Origin of the sequence: Nostoc sp., assembly GCF_036917465.1 — a bacterium.
In the GTDB taxonomy this organism is placed as follows: domain Bacteria; phylum Cyanobacteriota; class Cyanobacteriia; order Cyanobacteriales; family Nostocaceae; genus Nostoc.
This window is the reverse complement of the sequence record NZ_JBALDL010000100.1, coordinates 1-15,849: the sequence shown is the minus strand read 5'-3', so window position 1 is coordinate 15,849 and position 15,849 is coordinate 1. Positions and strand designations below refer to the sequence as shown.

14 protein-coding genes are annotated in these 15,849 nt (G+C 41.4%); 5 read left to right on the top strand and 9 right to left on the bottom strand.

The window, feature by feature from the left end; translation table 11 throughout:
- The first annotated feature begins 342 nt into the window (after positions 1-342).
- Both V7K38_RS27280 and V7K38_RS27275 read left to right on the top strand, forming a co-directional pair.
- On the top strand, positions 343-1,380 hold the full coding sequence (locus V7K38_RS27280; protein ID WP_334862533.1) for a 1-acyl-sn-glycerol-3-phosphate acyltransferase: 1,038 nt from the start codon (positions 343-345) through the stop codon (positions 1,378-1,380).
- A 131-nt stretch (positions 1,381-1,511) separates the two neighbouring features.
- The gene (locus V7K38_RS27275) at positions 1,512-2,252 is read left to right on the top strand and encodes a DUF3891 family protein (RefSeq protein WP_334862531.1); all 741 of its coding nucleotides are present in this window, start codon (positions 1,512-1,514) and stop codon (positions 2,250-2,252) included.
- Positions 2,253-2,813: 561 nt separating this feature from the next.
- On the opposite strand, the gene V7K38_RS27270 is transcribed toward V7K38_RS27275, so the two are convergent.
- Together V7K38_RS27270 and V7K38_RS27265 are read right to left on the bottom strand one after the other, a co-directional pair.
- Positions 2,814-4,562 (bottom strand): Rqc2 family fibronectin-binding protein, encoded by a 1,749-nt coding sequence (locus V7K38_RS27270; protein ID WP_334862529.1) that lies wholly within the window; start codon positions 4,560-4,562, stop codon positions 2,814-2,816.
- Positions 4,563-4,740: 178 nt separating this feature from the next.
- Positions 4,741-6,009: a glycosyltransferase family 4 protein gene (locus V7K38_RS27265; protein ID WP_334862527.1), complete on the bottom strand. Its 1,269-nt coding sequence runs from the start codon at positions 6,007-6,009 to the stop codon at positions 4,741-4,743.
- Between the two features lie 569 nt (positions 6,010-6,578).
- On the opposite strand from V7K38_RS27265, the gene psaK reads away from it, so the two are divergent.
- Together psaK and V7K38_RS27255 are read left to right on the top strand one after the other, a co-directional pair.
- A complete protein-coding gene (psaK, locus tag V7K38_RS27260; RefSeq protein WP_185584951.1) occupies positions 6,579-6,839 on the top strand; it encodes a photosystem I reaction center subunit PsaK in 261 nt (86 codons plus the stop codon).
- Positions 6,840-7,063: 224 nt separating this feature from the next.
- Positions 7,064-7,540, top strand: a complete 477-nt coding sequence (locus V7K38_RS27255; RefSeq protein ID WP_334862523.1) for a hypothetical protein — start codon at positions 7,064-7,066, stop codon at positions 7,538-7,540.
- A gap of 29 nt (positions 7,541-7,569) precedes the next feature.
- On the opposite strand, the gene V7K38_RS27250 is transcribed toward V7K38_RS27255, so the two are convergent.
- Genes V7K38_RS27250 through V7K38_RS27240 form a run of 3 tightly spaced genes read right to left on the bottom strand, consistent with a single transcriptional unit; the run spans position 7,570 to position 9,814 of the window.
- On the bottom strand, positions 7,570-7,968 hold the full coding sequence (locus tag V7K38_RS27250) for a nuclear transport factor 2 family protein (protein WP_334862521.1): 399 nt from the start codon (positions 7,966-7,968) through the stop codon (positions 7,570-7,572).
- Between the two features lie 38 nt (positions 7,969-8,006).
- Positions 8,007-9,014 (bottom strand): zinc-binding dehydrogenase, encoded by a 1,008-nt coding sequence (locus tag V7K38_RS27245; RefSeq protein ID WP_334862519.1) that lies wholly within the window; start codon positions 9,012-9,014, stop codon positions 8,007-8,009.
- A 2-nt stretch (positions 9,015-9,016) separates the two neighbouring features.
- Positions 9,017-9,814: an aspartyl/asparaginyl beta-hydroxylase domain-containing protein gene (locus V7K38_RS27240; RefSeq protein ID WP_334862517.1), complete on the bottom strand. Its 798-nt coding sequence runs from the start codon at positions 9,812-9,814 to the stop codon at positions 9,017-9,019.
- Positions 9,815-9,931: 117 nt separating this feature from the next.
- Here V7K38_RS27240 and V7K38_RS27235 point away from each other — a divergent pair, with 117 nt between their 5' ends.
- On the top strand, positions 9,932-11,431 hold the full coding sequence (locus tag V7K38_RS27235) for an amidohydrolase family protein (protein ID WP_334862515.1): 1,500 nt from the start codon (positions 9,932-9,934) through the stop codon (positions 11,429-11,431).
- Between the two features lie 156 nt (positions 11,432-11,587).
- Here the strand turns inward: V7K38_RS27235 and V7K38_RS27230 are convergent, their stop codons facing one another.
- The 4 genes from V7K38_RS27230 to V7K38_RS27215 form a co-directional block, all read right to left on the bottom strand.
- Positions 11,588-12,502 carry a DUF4437 domain-containing protein gene (locus V7K38_RS27230; protein ID WP_334862513.1) on the bottom strand — a complete coding sequence of 305 codons (915 nt, stop codon included), beginning with the start codon at positions 12,500-12,502 and terminating at the stop codon, positions 11,588-11,590.
- Between the two features lie 60 nt (positions 12,503-12,562).
- The gene (locus V7K38_RS27225) at positions 12,563-12,862 is read right to left on the bottom strand and encodes a protealysin inhibitor emfourin (protein WP_334862511.1); all 300 of its coding nucleotides are present in this window, start codon (positions 12,860-12,862) and stop codon (positions 12,563-12,565) included.
- A gap of 165 nt (positions 12,863-13,027) precedes the next feature.
- Positions 13,028-14,107: a M4 family metallopeptidase gene (locus V7K38_RS27220; protein WP_334862509.1), complete on the bottom strand. Its 1,080-nt coding sequence runs from the start codon at positions 14,105-14,107 to the stop codon at positions 13,028-13,030.
- A 390-nt stretch (positions 14,108-14,497) separates the two neighbouring features.
- The coding region (locus tag V7K38_RS27215) for a hypothetical protein (protein WP_334862507.1) at positions 14,498-15,849 on the bottom strand (1,352 nt) is incomplete at its 5' end.

The window sequence follows — 15,849 nt, the reverse complement described above, 5'->3', positions numbered from 1 at the left end:
CGGTTTAATACTAAAGATTATTCATCATTTCGCTAAGTCTCTGATTAACTCAGCAGTGCTGGGTCGTTTTGCATAGCCTAGTCTAAACTCCAGTCCTTAGCAATGCTATTTGAATTATGAAAAAATTCAGGCTGGATCATTTCCTTTCCAAGAATTTAATATACTTGCCAGCGTTGATTCTATATTATGACTATTCTTACTGTGTGCTTATCTCAACATAATCTCTCTAAATCTTCTAGTCAATAGGGTTTGAGATGCGCTCACCCTGAGTCAGATCCCAATGGTAAAACCATAAAGCTATAATGCACTTTTAATCAAATGTTTGGCTGAACTTTAACTGTTTTGATTAATCAACACTCCGAAAATCTCCTCGACACTCAGCTGGAAAATCCGCCAGGTGAAGGCTATATATTTAGCTGGTTTGATTGGTTTTGTCTTTGGTATCCTCCAGGCTGGCTAATTTTATTCAACCGTCATTGGCAACACTATCATACCGATCCAGACGGTTGGAATTGGCTCGAATATGGATTATTTTTAATTCCCGGCGGATTTTATCTAGCGATGCTGAGTCGTTGGTTGCGTCTTGGTTTTCGTTCACCCCGACAAGAAATTGGCGAATTTGATCCCAAATATCAACAAGCTTTTCGCAAAGAAGTTCTCGGCCCCATCGTCAAATACTATTTTCGAGGAGAATTACAACAAGTCGAAAACTTGCCACAAACAGGGCCATTAATTGTGGCAATGAATCACGCAGGCATGTGTTTTCCTTGGGATTTTTTGACTTTGGGTTATTTATTAAGTGAAGCTAGAGGATGGGTGGTACAGCCCGTAGCAAGTCCAGCATTATTTGAGCATCCTTGGGTGATTTGGTGGCTACCACCGAAATGGTCGCAGGTTTTGGGTGGTGTCCGAGCCGAATTAGATAATTTTGAGGCAGCTATAGCTCAAGATAAAATTCTTTTATATGCGCCTGAAGGTATCCGCGGCCCTCGGAAAGGTTGGAAAAGACGCTATCAACTAGAAAAGTTTGATGTGAGTTTTATTAAGTTGAGCGTAGGCGCAGCCCGCCGTAGGCATCGCTATCATATTCCCATTCTTCCAGTAGTTTGCATCGGGAGTGAATTTTTACATCCTTGGGCTGTTAATTTCCAGAAATTGCAACGACTAGTCAAGTTACCATTTTTGCCTTTTTCGCCTATAATACTTGCTTTAATTCTGTTTCCTTCAATGGGAATTTGGGCAGTGAGAACTCGTTTAAGTTACTTTATTCAAACTTGGGAAACAGCAGAAATACCTAATTCAAATAAAGGGCAAACAGTCGCTTATCAACAAGCACAAAAATTACGAGAAAAACTGCAATTTCAAATTAATCAGAGATAGGATATATCCCAAGCCAGATGTAATGGCAGTCAATGATCAGCATAATAATAATCGAGAAATTAGCTTTCTAAAAAAATTAAATTTATGTGAGCTAATCTCGAAATAAAAAATTAGTGCCAGGAGATTGATTTGTGATTGTCAATGCTACGCCAAATGGTTGGGAAATTATTTATCACCGCGCCCATGCTTTACTAGCCGCTCAATTAGGAGGACAATGGCGATCGCAAGATGCCCCAATACGGTTTTATGAAACGCTAGCTGCAATTTCTCATCATGATGATTTAGAGAAAGAGTGGGAAGAAGACCTTATTACTGAAGCAGGTGCGCCCAAGGATTTCACTCTCGCTACAAAAAAGGATGCAGAGATTGGGATTAGCAAATTGGACGATCTGGCAAAGAATGCTCGCTACCGAGGACGGTGGGTAGCTCTATTAATTTCCATGCATATTAGCCGTTTAAATGAGCCAAGCCGGGGTAATTTTGCAGAATTAGACAAAATTTTAGATGAGCAACTTCAAAACCAGCAACGCTGGCGCAAAGAACTGGGCATCAAAAAAGAGGAAGTTGATGCAGCTTATGCATTTATGCAATGGTGCGATCGCCTTTCTCTCATCCTTTGTCAGCAGGAACTACCTGAGGATGAGCGGTTTTTAGAGATTAGCAAAGGCCCAGATGGTCAGCGCTACGACATCATGCAGCGTAGCGATCGCTCGGTTATAGTCAAGCCTTGGCCGTTTCAGGAAAAACAATTTACAGTCAAGGTTGAAGCCTGTGAATTGTTTCAGACCGAATTTGAAAGCAGCGCCGAATTGAGTCAAGCACTTCAGTCAGCCCCTATCAAGGAGGTCGAGTGGATATTTGTTAAGAGCTAGACGCACGCAGATTTAAAATCTATCTCAGGCGATCGCCTCAATTAAGCCCAATATCCCATGATGACAATACAGCAGTTTTCTTTTGTGTGAAGTACAATGCTACTGGTTTTAAGGCAGAAGACAGGAAGCAGTAAGCAGGAGGCAAGAAATAGAAACTCTTTATATCTAATTCTTAGTCCTGCATTTTGTACCTCATTTACAGCACTCAGCACTCTTCATTTGCAAACTACTGTATATAGTTAGTCGAAATACAAAAAGACCAGCCTCCCACAGCTGGTCTAGAAAATATTTTTTTGCGTTGTCTTCTCAAGAAAGTTAAAACCCAATTGCGCGTTCCCAAAATGCAACGGGCAACTTTTCTTAACAAATATTGTAACAGTCAACACAGATTTTTCCTGAATATTCATCAAAAAAAGATATGCACAGAACCCAAAAGCCTCTATCTATTAGAATAATTCAGCAGATCGCTGGGTATAGATAGCAAAAGTCAGGGGCAGAGGAAGCAGGGGAAGCAAGAAAGAAATAACTTATGCCCAATGCCCTATGACTAATGACCAATGACTAATGACTAATAACCATTTGTGGTTTTCCCCAAAGAATACTTTCCTGCTTGTAAATGGCAATTCCCGGTTTTGCTCCTTTGGGTTTATAAACGTGTTTTGGCTGGGTGTAAACTACTGACACTTGCTCGCTCTGACGGGCGCGACTGTAGTAAGCGGCAAGATTGGCTACAAATTGCAAATCTGCTTCTTCTGCCACAGCACCGGGTTCTAGTCGTAATAGTAGATGGCTCCCTGGAATTTCTTGAGCGTGGAACCATAAGTCATAATCTCCAGCTACACGAAAGGTCAATTGGTCATTTTGGCGATTGTTGCGGCCGATTAATACTTCAAAGCCACTAGGGGTAAGGTAACGATGAAAGTTGGTACTAGGGGGTTCGTTGGCGCTACGACTGCGATATTCTGGATCTTCTAAATACTTTTGCCCAATCAACTCTTCACGGATTTCTTCTAAAGCTCGTAAATCTTCTGCTGTTTGGTAGGTGTCTATTTGAGCGTAGGCGTAGCCCATCAAAGATATCGCAGCTTCTACTTGCTCTAAATACTCAATTTCTGTCTGCACTTCTAACAATAGTGGTTCCACAGCAGCACGAGCGCGTTTCAGCTTTTGGTGCTGTTTATAAAGACCTTGGGCATTTTGGACAGCATTTTTATCTGGCAACAGAGCGATCGCTACTGGCAAATTTGTCTCAAAATCAGCCAGGATAATTTCTTTCATCCCTGGTTCCCAGTTTTGCAGGTGAGCCATCAATAAATCAGCTTTTTGTCGATACTCATCGGCTCGATCTGATTGCTGCAACCGCGTTTTAAAGGTTTGAGCCTTATTTCGCAATTTCGCCAGAATATTATTCAATTTCTGACTCAACTGATGGCGCAATTGAGAAAATAACTGTTGGTCGATTTGGTTACTATAGTAACGGTTGAGCAACTCCTGAATATCTTTGACTTTTTCAACTACACCCCAACCCATTACGGTGTAACCATCTTTTGTCCAAGCGGGTTGAAATTTTTTGGAATCCAAAGCTTGCAACCATTCTTGCCAACGCTCAAATAACCGTTGCCAATCGTTAAGATTCAGGCTATCGGTAGATGTTTCTGGTGCGATATTTGCTTCTAGCAGCATTAAATCTAACAGTGCAGCACTCAAGCCACTATAACTTTTCAGCAATTGCCGCTTGATTGCTCCTGGTACTAAACTTACCCGTTCTTGCCAACGTTCTTGAGATTCGCTCAAACTGGGGACACTTCCAGTCAGTTTTGGTGGTGTTTCATAAGGTTGTCCGGTTTGGATGGGACGGACGCTAGATTGCTGCTGACTGACTTGATGGGCTGCGGTGATAATTATATTGCTAGCGTCGGTGAGAATGACGTTGCTATATTTGCCCATAATTTCTGCATAGACATGATATAGGGCGCTTTCTCCGGGACGATGGGCAAATTGCAAATCAATAACACGTTCCCAAGGGGCGATCGCTTCAATACCCACCAGTGCCAAACCACCCAATTGGTGTATTAGTTGTTGGCTAAAGGTAAAGGTATCTGGCGATCGCGGTGGTGGATCGCCGATACAAATATGTGCAGCTTGGGGATGCCAAGAAATCTGTAGCCAATCACGCTGTTTTAGGGTGCGTAATGCTATGGCAATAGTGTAGCGATCGCGCTGATAAACCTGTTCTGTCCGCGAGGGCAGCCAGTTAGCGCGTATTTCGCTACAAGTAGCTGTAAGGGTGGTGAAATCAACTGGTTGCATAGCCGTTCGCGTTCAAAGGTCGATGCTCAGTATACTTCCATCATCTCTAATATTGATATTAATGTAGGCAAAATACGATCCTGTAAAAAATGTAGAGACGCAAAATTTTGCGTCTCTCTACAGAATTTATCGTTTGTGTAAAATGATTTTATCCGAGTGTATTAGGTTGCTTGAAGCCCTATTTAACAACCAATGCAGGTTCTTTTACTGATGGCTCCAACAATTGGGTGTAAAGCTCACTCAACTGAGTGGCGACACCATGCCAACTAAATTTGCTTTCGACACGCTTTCTGCCAGCTTTACCCAATGCATCTCGCCACTCTGAATCTAAGAGAATTCGGTCAATGGCAGACGCAAAAGCACCTACATCTTGTACTGGGGCTAATAAACCAGTTTCTTCATTAACTACAGTAAATTGAAGTCCGCCGACATCACTAGCTACAACTGGTGTACCGCTTGCCATCGCTTCGATCGCAACCAGTCCAAAGGGTTCGTAGTGACTAGGAACAACGCAGACATCGGCAGCTGCATAATAAGTTGGTAAAATATCTTGACTGAGACAACCAGGAAAGATGGTTAAGTGACTGATTCCTAAGTCGTGGACGATTTGCTCAATGCGATCGCGCTCAATGCCGTCGCTGTTACCTGGAGTACTACCACCACCAATAATTAGCTGGAGATTATTAGAATCGCGTAGCCCAGACTCATTTACCGCACGCACCAAGGTTTCTATACCTTTGCGTTGATCAAAACGCCCTACATATAATACAACTTTGGCATCTTTGGTAATTCCCTGTTCAGCCCTCGCTGCTTCTCGCCCAATGGAACCAAAGCGCTGAATATCTGTACCGCAGGGAATGATATCGATATTGCCTTCAGTGGAAACTAGCGATCGCATGTGTTGCTGTTCTTGCGGACTTGTCGCCACAATTCGCTCTGCTGTTTCCAACACCTGTTTTTCCACAGCTAATCGTTCACTAGCAATCAGAGGAATATTTTCTATAGTGTTGTACTTGACTGCTCCTAGTGAATGGTAAGTATGAACCTGCTTACTCTCTTGGATTTTCTTTAATTGCATCCCCACCCAACTAGAGAGCCAGTAGTTAGTATGAACTAACTGGTATGTAATCTCATTTTTTACTTGAAATTTGAGGAAATTATCCACAAATTCTGGTAAATGTTCAAAAATCTCATCTCGCGGCACAAACTCAAGGGGCCCAGCTTTTAAACGAATAGTTCGACAATTGTCCCTATGTTCAACAATCAAGTCTTGCTCCAGACTCACCTTACGGGTAAACATATCAACTTGCCATCCCAGATGCGCTAGTGCTTCACCCACCTGGCGCACATAAACATTTTGTCCCCCAGCTTCTTCTTTCCCTATTTCAATCGCCGGATCTCCGTGGACGGAAATCAAGGCGATACGTTTTTCGGTGATAGAGTTCATAGTTTGTGTGTTGCTGATTTTAACAAAGCTTTAGGCTGTTTCCAGTTCGTGTTTAACACACTTCCCTGAATTGTTTAGAAACTTTGATTAATATTTATTTTAATTTATATATATCTAAATATTTTTTTATATCTTCTACCAAAAGTATAATTTAGGACTTACGCATTGATATTTAATTCCTTTAGATAGAGGAAAATCTCTACTTGTTCTCATCCTTTTGATAAATAAAAGTTATACTTTTTCACCTTTTTTATGAAAATCTAATTAATTAAACCTCGTCCAAGTTGAAAACTGGAGTTTTTCAAAAGGTAACTCTTAAACAGGCGAAAGTATAGGATTTGGGAGTAAAACTTTCGTCTTGACGGCGATTTATCGCGTCTTTGCGATCTAGAATTTTCATCGAAAAACCTCAACCGAACGGTATTGAACTCACTCCGATGAACTCAAGTTGTATTAAGTAGTAAGAATAACTGTTAAATATTGATGCAAAATCGGGTAATTTGTTGAATTTGCTTCGTAAAGTTTCAGATTATATTTTTAATCATTAATAAATTTCAGGAGCAAATCAGGTGTTTACTTCAACCTTACTCGCTGCTGCAACTACACCCCTGCAATGGAGTCCGACAGTCGGACTGATTATCATTATTGCTAATATCATTGCCATTGCCTTTGGCAAATCGACCATCAAATATCCCAACGCAGAACCAGGACTACCTTCAGCTAATCTCTTTGGTGGTTTTGGTTTACCAGCCCTTTTAGCAACCACCGCCTTTGGTCACATCTTAGGAGTGGGCGCTGTTTTAGGGCTGCATAACCTGGGAAGAATTTAGGTTATTACCTAAGTTAGGTTTATTTGATGATTCTTTTGTCTCCAGCTTTGAGTCAGAGAAGTAACTCTCTGGCTCTTTTTTGTCATTAGTCATTAGTCATTAGTCATTAGTCATTTGTCATTTGTCATTTGTCATTTTTACCCGATTCCCAATTCCCCATTCCCCATTCCCCATTCCCAATGAGTGATAATATATTCTCATGGCTGCTCTAATCCTTGCTATTAATGAACAAACTACTGGATGAAACGCTGTCAATCACAACTGCTGAACGTATAAACAGCAGAGCTAGTACTCCGTTTGATAATGCTTACAAAGCAGCATTGTCTACAGAGGGAGCAAGATATGTTCAAGGATTTTTAACTTTTTCGGGAAAGCCATACAGACCAATTGAACACAGTTGGATTGAGATAGATGATGCCTCTGAGGTACGCATTATCGATCCCACATTACCCCACCTGAACAAAAATCCCCAAGAACTCTGGTATTTTGCAGCACAAAGGCTAACAGTTAAAAAACTGAAAGCCATTATTGAAGAATCAAAAGAAGATTATCCAGAAGATGAGCCATTGCCAATTTATGGCGATCCACCTTATGAATATTATGGTGATGTGATGTTAGGTGGTCAAGATTATTTGGCAGCATATCAAGCCGCAGAAGCTAAATGCAAAGAAATCAACCAACTCAACCCTGAGAGAAACTAAATAATTCGTAATTCGTAATTACAAGTTATTTAATATGATTTTCCATCACTGCCAAAGTATTCTCTATAGCCACAAATTTTGTCTCCACGCACATCAAAAGAAACCGCTACCCGATTTTTGTAAAGCTCACCGAACAAAAGTCCTTCATCTCGAAACTCAAAAACAGCTGTTGTTTCGTTGCTGGTAACACGGTCTAGAGCAGTCAGGTTTAAACCAGGACTGAAGGCTTCAAAAACATACTCGAAAAATTCTCTAGCTCGTTCTTTTCCGACATTCAAACCGTGGAATTTACCCATTGGGAACCAAAGGGTAAAATCTTCTGTGAGCATATCTAACAATGGTTCCCACTCTCCAGTTGCCATCCCATGCGTAAGACTCTCAAATGCCTGTCGAGCAACTTTTAAAGTATTTTCTGAATCTTGTATCATTCTCACCCCTGACTGGATATAAACTAATACCGTGCTACTTAAAATCTCACAACTACTTTGCCACAATTCTGACCACTGAGGAGATATTCTACAGCGTCGGGTATTGATTCTATGCCGTTAAAGTGGGTTGGGTCAACGGCAACTTTAAGTTTGTCTGTGTAGAACAGATTTAAAAGGCGATCGCGTGCCTCTGCCATATATTCCTTATAATGAGGCATGAGAAAGCCTCTCACAGAAGCAGCTTTCCAAAATAGCTGGTGATAAAGACGTGGTTGTGTAACTTGTTCTACATTTTTTGCGTATTCGGAGATAAAACCAACCACTACTAAGCGTCCCCGCACTGCCAAGTTTTCAACGCAGGTATCAAAAACTTGTTTACCTACACAGTCGAAAATTAAATTAATCCCACTGGGGTATTCTTGCTTGAGAACTTGATTGAGGTTTTCTGTACGATAGTTGATAATGCGATCGCACCCTAATTCTTTCAGTAATTTTGTTTTCACCTCAGAACTACAAGTACCAATGACATGATTCCCAGCTAACTTTGCCAATTGCACCGCAATATGACCGGTTCCTCCTGCTGCTGCTGTCACTAAAACCACTTCATTACTTTTCATATCCCCCGCTTGTTCCAATGCCACCAACGCTGATACACCTGTAGGAATCAAGGTTAAAACTTCTGGTGTAGCTTCCCGTACCTTCACCGCCAAGTTTGCATCGATAAGCTGATATTCTCGATAACCGCCGCCACGCGCCGTAGTTATGACAGCATCACCTATTTGAAAATCTTTGACATTTTCACCCATAGCAATAACTGTTCCTACAGCTTCCACACCCAAATCAAAGGGAGGAATTAAATTAAGATACGGAACATCACCACGGCAAAGTAAAGTATCAAAGCCACCGTTAACGCCAGCAAATTTGTTTTGAATTAAAACTTGATTAGCAGCAGGTTTGGAAATAGGAATTTCGACAATTTCAACGGCAGATTTAAAATCTTGATTAAGTTGCTTTGCGATTAACTTTCTGTAGATTGTTACATTCATTTCTAAATCAAAGCTTTATCCCACTCTAACTGATGAGCTAAACCATACTTAATAAAATCTTCTTCTTTAGCCTTATCGCTTTTACCAAAAACACCTAAGCTATAAGGATTATCTTGCATCCTTTCTGTAACTTGCTCTTTCTCAAATCGGATTACTTCATCTCTAGGCTTATCCGGTTTAAAAAAGTCTACAACCAAGACAGTCCTATCATAATTGGTATAATTATGCGGGCAGTGTGGATAACTATGATCTAAAACTAGGAATTTTCCTTCATGCCAATAAAGTTGTTCGTGACATATTTTCATAGCCACATCTCCCTCTGGCACTATTAATCCTAAATAGCCGCGATTCATGTGAGGGTTATAGTTTACATGCAGCTTGATATCCAAGCCTGGATGGAATGTACCATAATATACATTTATGATGATATCATCATCAATAAAGTTCACATTTTTTATTACATTAGCTAAATTTGGGAAATATTTCTCTCTTAATTCAAGTGCGTTTTTTGATGCCTCATCTGACCCATACTCAGGATATTGTATTTGATACGCTTGAATATATTTTTCAATAAACATACCTTGAAATAAGATACCAAAAGCGCTGTATTTGGATTTACCTTTAGTTTTAATTGTTTGGCTTTTAGGCCCAAGAATATCGTAAGTAAATTTTAACTCTTCATTAGATGCATTATTAATAAAGCGTATATACTCATCTCTAATTACTTGCCAGTTATCTGCAAAAGTTTTGAGAAAAGTAAATTTATTCGGATCTATATGATATTCATTAAAGCTTTCCATTGTCTTTTCTCCTGAAGATGATTTAATAAAAAACCGTTATATAATAATGAGATTTGGTCTTCGTCCCGATTCAATTTTGGAATTCCTGACTAAACTCATTTTAGTGTGAGGTCTACTGTGTCTGAAACTCTCGTATTAGATCAAATTATTAAAAATGTGCGGGTAGTTCGTCCCCATCAGGATGCAATCGAACTACTTGATTTAGGCATTAAGGATGGAAAATTTGCTCAGATTGCCTCTAATATTAGCGCAGACACAGGCAAACAGGTATTTGATGGCAAAAACCTGCTAGGCTTTCCTGGAGTCGTGGATGCCCACATGCACGTAGGTATCTATCAACCCCTCGACAAAGATGCTGTGACTGAAACCAAAGCAGCCGCAATGGGAGGCGTGACTACCAGCCTGAATTATATTCGTACAGGGCAGTATTATCTTAACAAAGGCGGCTCCTACCGCGATTTTTTTCCAGAGGTGTTGGCGTTATCCGCAGGTAATTTTTTTGTAGATTACGGCTATCACATCGCACCTATAGCTAGCCAGCATATCGATGAAATACCTCTATTGTTTGAGGAATACGGTATATCTTCGTTTAAAATCTTCATGTTTTATGGCGGCTATGGGTTGCATGGTTTATCAGACCAGCAAAATCTCTTTTTGATGATTAATAAACAGGAAAGATACGACTTCGCCCATTTTGAATTTATTATGCGCGGTCTAACTCGCTTGATGGAAAAACATCCAGAAGCGCGAGATACTATCAGCTTGAGTTTGCACTGTGAAGTTGCAGAAATTCTCAACGCCTATACCAAAATAGTTGAAAACGATTCTAGTCTTAGCGGATTACACGCTTACAGCGCAGCGCGTCCACCTCATTCCGAAGGTTTAGCAATTTGCATTGCTTCTTATTTGGCAAATGAAACTAACTGTGCAAATATCAATTTGTTGCACCTGAGTTCGCGTAAAGCAATGGAAGCAGCTTTGACTATGCAAACTGCTTTTCCTCATATCAATTTTCGGCGAGAAGTTACTGTCGGACATTTGCTATTAGATGTGGATACTCCTAATGGTATTTGGGCAAAAGTTAACCCCCCTATTCGCCCTCGTGCTGATGTGGAATACTTATGGCAAGCAGTACTCAATAACCAAGTAGATTGGATAGTTAGCGACCACGCTTGCTGTTCTGCTGAACAAAAAAGAAGTAATAAAGACCCGAATAATATTTGGTTAGCAAAGTCTGGTTTTGGCGGTACAGAATATTTACTTTCTGGTGTATTTAGTGAGGGTAGCAAGCGGGGGATGTCTTACAATCAGATGGCTAAGTTACTATCTTGGAATCCATCGCGGCGCTTTGGGTTGTTAGAAAAAGGTGATATTGCTGTTGGCTATGATGCTGATTTGGTGCTGGTAGACCCCAATGAAAGCTTTGTGGTAAGTGCTGGTGAGTCAGAGTCACAACAAGGTTATACACCCTTTGAAGGAGTGGAGTTAACTGGAAGGGTAAAAAGTACCTTTTTGCGGGGAAATCTTATTTATAACAACGGGCAGATTTTGGGATATCCTACTGGACGCTATTTAAAAAGACCTTCTAGTAATTGTCACAAAAACTTTGCTGCTTAACAAACCTATTAGTCTTAAGGTGTATATAGGACTACTATTTGATTTCTGAACAGATATGTAGGGTGTGTTAGCGACAGCGTAACGCACCAAATCCTTATAAATGGTGCGTTACGGAAGCCGTAACACACCCTACATATACTTAATTTTGTTCAAAAATCAAACCGGATTCCTATATGACAAAACTGTTCCAACTTGTGATAAATCTCTATCAACTCTCACAAAGAACAAACCCCCATCGTCCGTTGTATGTGTAGGAAGAGTGCTAAAGCTAGGACAATAGCCAAAGTGGTCTTTTGCAAAACTGTAATTTCCTATATCACAGTATCCAACTAATCCGTATGCTTCTTCATTATAAGATTGAATCATTTGATACTTGCCATCGTAATGTGGCAAGATAGCAAGCAGCCATACTCCACCCCCGTTACTATCTTTTCTTAAATACTTTTTTTTAGATATCTCAAATTGAACTGTATCTGTCTTACTCCACGGTAGCAATTTGCTATCCAATGCAGGGATGAAGTCACGCAATCTAGCATCTGGATGATCGTTGATTGCGCTTTTATATTTCAATGGAATAGTGCCATTCTCCATCCAGAGTATTTCAACTTCTTCATTGCCTAGCACTTTCCAAGGGCCTACTTTCACTCCTGCGGGGATAAAGGAGTAGCCATGCTTATTTAATTGCCACTCACCTAATTGAATTGCACCCCTGAGTACAAAAATCTCTAAATCGGCAGTAAAGAAGCCAGAAGGCGCTTCAAACTGAGGCGGTAAAACTACTTTTGAAGTTGATGCACCACAGTCATGCCAGGTTAGCGATCGCCTACTACCAAATGCTACATTATCTGGCATTCCACTCACTCGCCAACCGTGTTCTTCTGGTACGGCATTTGTATCAAAGAATTGGTATTGACGAGGTACATACTGTTTGGAGATTGCTGTACACCTTCCTGATAGGTTCATGCGCCCTCTTCCGTCTCCACCCCAATTCTCTTTTACAGATGCTACGTCCAAAAAATCATCAGTTTGGTTTTCTTCTGGGGAATTCAAATTTCTATTTTCTTCACCCACAACTCCACATTCTCCTGTTTATGGGATTTATGTCAGCCTTTATTGAACCTCTTCAGTAAATTACCTTTTTTGTGCTGCGGTTTGTAGCCATTCAATTAGTGGTCTTAAGGTTCCTGGCAATTCTGATTCACTGACAGTCACTGTATGTTGCTTACCGTTATCTTCCACTGTTAACTTATACTGAAAGCGATCGCTCTCTTGATTTGGCGAAGTAATTAGTTCAGGTAGCCTAAATAAATCTGCAACTTCCACCAGTCGGGGAAGTGTCGCAGCTTCATCTGGCGGGAGAGTATCTGTATCAACGGTTGTCTTCTTGCTGATTCCAGCAAAGCCGCCTGTACGTTCAAATGATACTCGCATTTTTTGCTCTCCGTTGTGTTATTTAATTGGAATAAATACTTAAACTGGAAGATGATAGTTCTCACCTTCCACTGTAACAACAACAAATAACAGATTTATCAGTCTTGAGTGTTGAGTGAGGTAGTGGCAGGTATAACTCCTGTAGACGCGATTCATCGCGTCTCTCTAAATAACTCCTACCTTTTGCCAAGCATTCTGCACAGCTTTTTGCTCATCACTACCATTACCGTAGAGTTCGCCAGCAACTTGAATGGTGACGTTTGCAGCTTTTTTAAAATCTGCTTTAGCATTTAAGCGATCGCGTAAAGTTACATACCATATTTTGCCAGCTTTTTCCCAAGCATAGCCACCAATCGCAACAGCCGCTAAATAAAACGCCCGGTTAGGAATTCCTGAGTTGATATGCACCCCACCGTTATCATCAGTACCAGTATATTTATCTTTCACATGGCCTGGTTGAGGATCTTTACCCAATACTGGATCGTTGTATGCTGTTCCCGGTGCTTTCATGGAGCGGAGGGCAGTACCTTTGACAGTTGGTACTAAAAGACCTTGCCCAATCAGCCAATCAGCCTCTTGTGCAGTGTGATTTTTGATCTTCTGTTTCACCAAAGAACCGAAGACATCAGAAAAGGATTCATTCAATGCCCCTGGTTCACCATAGTACTGTAAACCCGCTTCATACTGGGTTATACCATGAGTTAGTTCATGCCCAATTACATCAATTGATGTCGTGAAGCGTTGAAACAGTTCTCCGTCGCCATCACCATAAACCATTTGGTCGCCATTCCAAAAGGCATTGTCATATTTAACGCCATAATGCACGGTGGAGTCTAAACGTAGTCCTTTGTCATCAACGGAATTGCGATCGAATATCTCATGAAATAAGTCATAAGTAGCACCAGCAGCATCGTAGGCTTCATTCACTGCCGCATCACTGCTTGGAGGATCTCCCTCACCGCGCACCAATGTACCAGGAAGTTGCTGTCCATATTTTGCATCGTAGATGGTACGGCGCTTCTCACCCGGAGAAGGTGCAAATGAGATATTACCTACGACGTTTCTCCGTCCTAGAAATTGTGCCGAAATATTTAATGTATGAAAAGCCCAAGTACGCTGCTGGGGATTGCCATTCACCACGACACTTTTTAGTATATGGGGCGGGACAATACAACAAATAGGGCATCTAGAATCAAGTGGATGCTCATACTTGAACCCGGCTGATTTCTTCTTATTTCGAGCCATCCAAGATATTCTCCTTTTGAAACTAAGTGATGGTAAACAGTGGCTTTAAGTAAGTGGGTCAAATTAAATATAAAACCTCACCCTGCCTCCGGCTTCCCTCTCCTTACTAAGGCTACAGTCTACACACAAGTCTGAAAATAGCTGACTAACCAAGGTTTTACCCCACCCTAACCCTCCCCTTATAAAGGGGAGGGAACTGGATTTTCCGGTTTCCCCCCTTTATAAGGGGGGATTAAGGGGGGTAATTCAAACACGGTAGCCCTACTAAGGAGAGGGATTGAGGGTGAGGTCTGATCTTATATTTAATTACGCCTACCTATTCATGGTTTGTCAAAAAAAGTTACCAAAAGTGAATCATTGTTAACTGATTGAGTGCTGTTGGTTATAATTTTATGGCGATACAGTAATAGTCGGTTGAAGAAATCGCTTAATTTCACCACAGGCAATATAAGACTTGCCATCAGGTGCTGTTTTTACTTCATCAACCACATAAAGGATTCCTTCTTCACGAACCGATCGCGGAAAACGCATGTTCCAATCGGGTTCATATCCGTCAGAAACTACTCTAGCGCGTAACTTGCTGCCATCTTTGACGCACTGAACAAGAATGCCGTCCTTTACAATGTCAGTTGTGGGTAGGTCGGCGGCACTGGCAGGGCCTTTAGAGGCTTTGCCTGTATTAGCAATATTTGATTGTCTAGAAGTAACGAAGATATCTGCTTCACCCGGTTGAGCAAAACGAGTGATATTGCCATGTACGCGGTAGAAAGTGCCTTCGCTTGAAAGTTCCAGACCTTCAACAACGTATCTTGCTCCCTCAGCCCGAATACTCCGGGGAAACTGGATATTCTTACTAGAATCGTAACCCTCGGATATGACTTTGACCCGTAGTTTACCCCCTTCCCGAACGCAATACAGTTCAACCCCTGAACCAACTTCATTCACAACCGGCATTGCGTACACTTCATCGCCAGCAGTGACACCGCGCCCCACCAAATCGCTGCGATTGCGGTTCATTGTTTGGTAAGACTGATCTCGCAATTCTTTGCGGCCGGCATTACCCAGAGCTTTTTGAGCGATTCGACCCGCGAAATACTCAAGTTGCTCGATCTCTTCAGCAATTTCAAAATTCTCGTTTAACCCTTTATCCCGCAAATTTTTCACAACGGTACGGAGGATTTCTTCGGCTTGTTGGTGTTTGCCATGTTCAGCTAAATCGAGGGCAGTTTCTTTGGCTTTAGCAATGGTGAGGCGACTCAGTTCAAGAATGATATAGCTCGTAGAGGCAAAAGCAGCTTCCTCAACAGTGCCAACTTTAGCAATAATATCTGCTGTGCCTGAGACGCTTTGAATGAGGTCATTTTGGACAACATCGGCGCTGTAATGCAGTTTCATCACAGGTAACTCGCCAATTTGAGCGCTTGATATCACTAAACTTAAGCCGAGAAGTTTGTCTTCACCCTCGTAAAGCTCTCCCAAGGCGATAACAGGTTGACCAGCATCATTCTGGCTAACTTTGGCCAGACTTAAGGTATCAACAAGGCTGACACCATCAGCCAACTCAAGTGTCACCTTGAGGTTTTGTCCTACTACTGCTCTGAGACTGTCTAGCTCAATACTAAACACTTCAGTTGCTTCATCGATACTTTGAGTCAACTGCCCCACCCACGAGGGGATGGGGCTTGTAACTAGGAAATATGATTTCCCGAAACATATGGCATATTGACTGATGCCTGTTCCTC

Excerpts from the sequence above, each read along its gene's own strand:
- V7K38_RS27270 (WP_334862529.1), bottom strand. The coding sequence starts at position 4,562 with ATGCAACCAGTTGATTTCACCACCCTTACAGCTACTTGTAGCGAAATA.
- V7K38_RS27265 (WP_334862527.1), bottom strand. The coding sequence starts at position 6,009 with ATGAACTCTATCACCGAAAAACGTATCGCCTTGATTTCCGTCCACGGA.
- V7K38_RS27255 (WP_334862523.1), top strand. The coding sequence starts at position 7,064 with ATGAACAAACTACTGGATGAAACGCTGTCAATCACAACTGCTGAACGT.
- V7K38_RS27250 (WP_334862521.1), bottom strand. The coding sequence starts at position 7,968 with ATGATACAAGATTCAGAAAATACTTTAAAAGTTGCTCGACAGGCATTT.
- V7K38_RS27245 (WP_334862519.1), bottom strand. The coding sequence starts at position 9,014 with ATGAATGTAACAATCTACAGAAAGTTAATCGCAAAGCAACTTAATCAA.
- V7K38_RS27240 (WP_334862517.1), bottom strand. The coding sequence starts at position 9,814 with ATGGAAAGCTTTAATGAATATCATATAGATCCGAATAAATTTACTTTT.
- V7K38_RS27225 (WP_334862511.1), bottom strand. The coding sequence starts at position 12,862 with ATGCGAGTATCATTTGAACGTACAGGCGGCTTTGCTGGAATCAGCAAG.
- V7K38_RS27220 (WP_334862509.1), bottom strand. The coding sequence starts at position 14,107 with ATGGCTCGAAATAAGAAGAAATCAGCCGGGTTCAAGTATGAGCATCCA.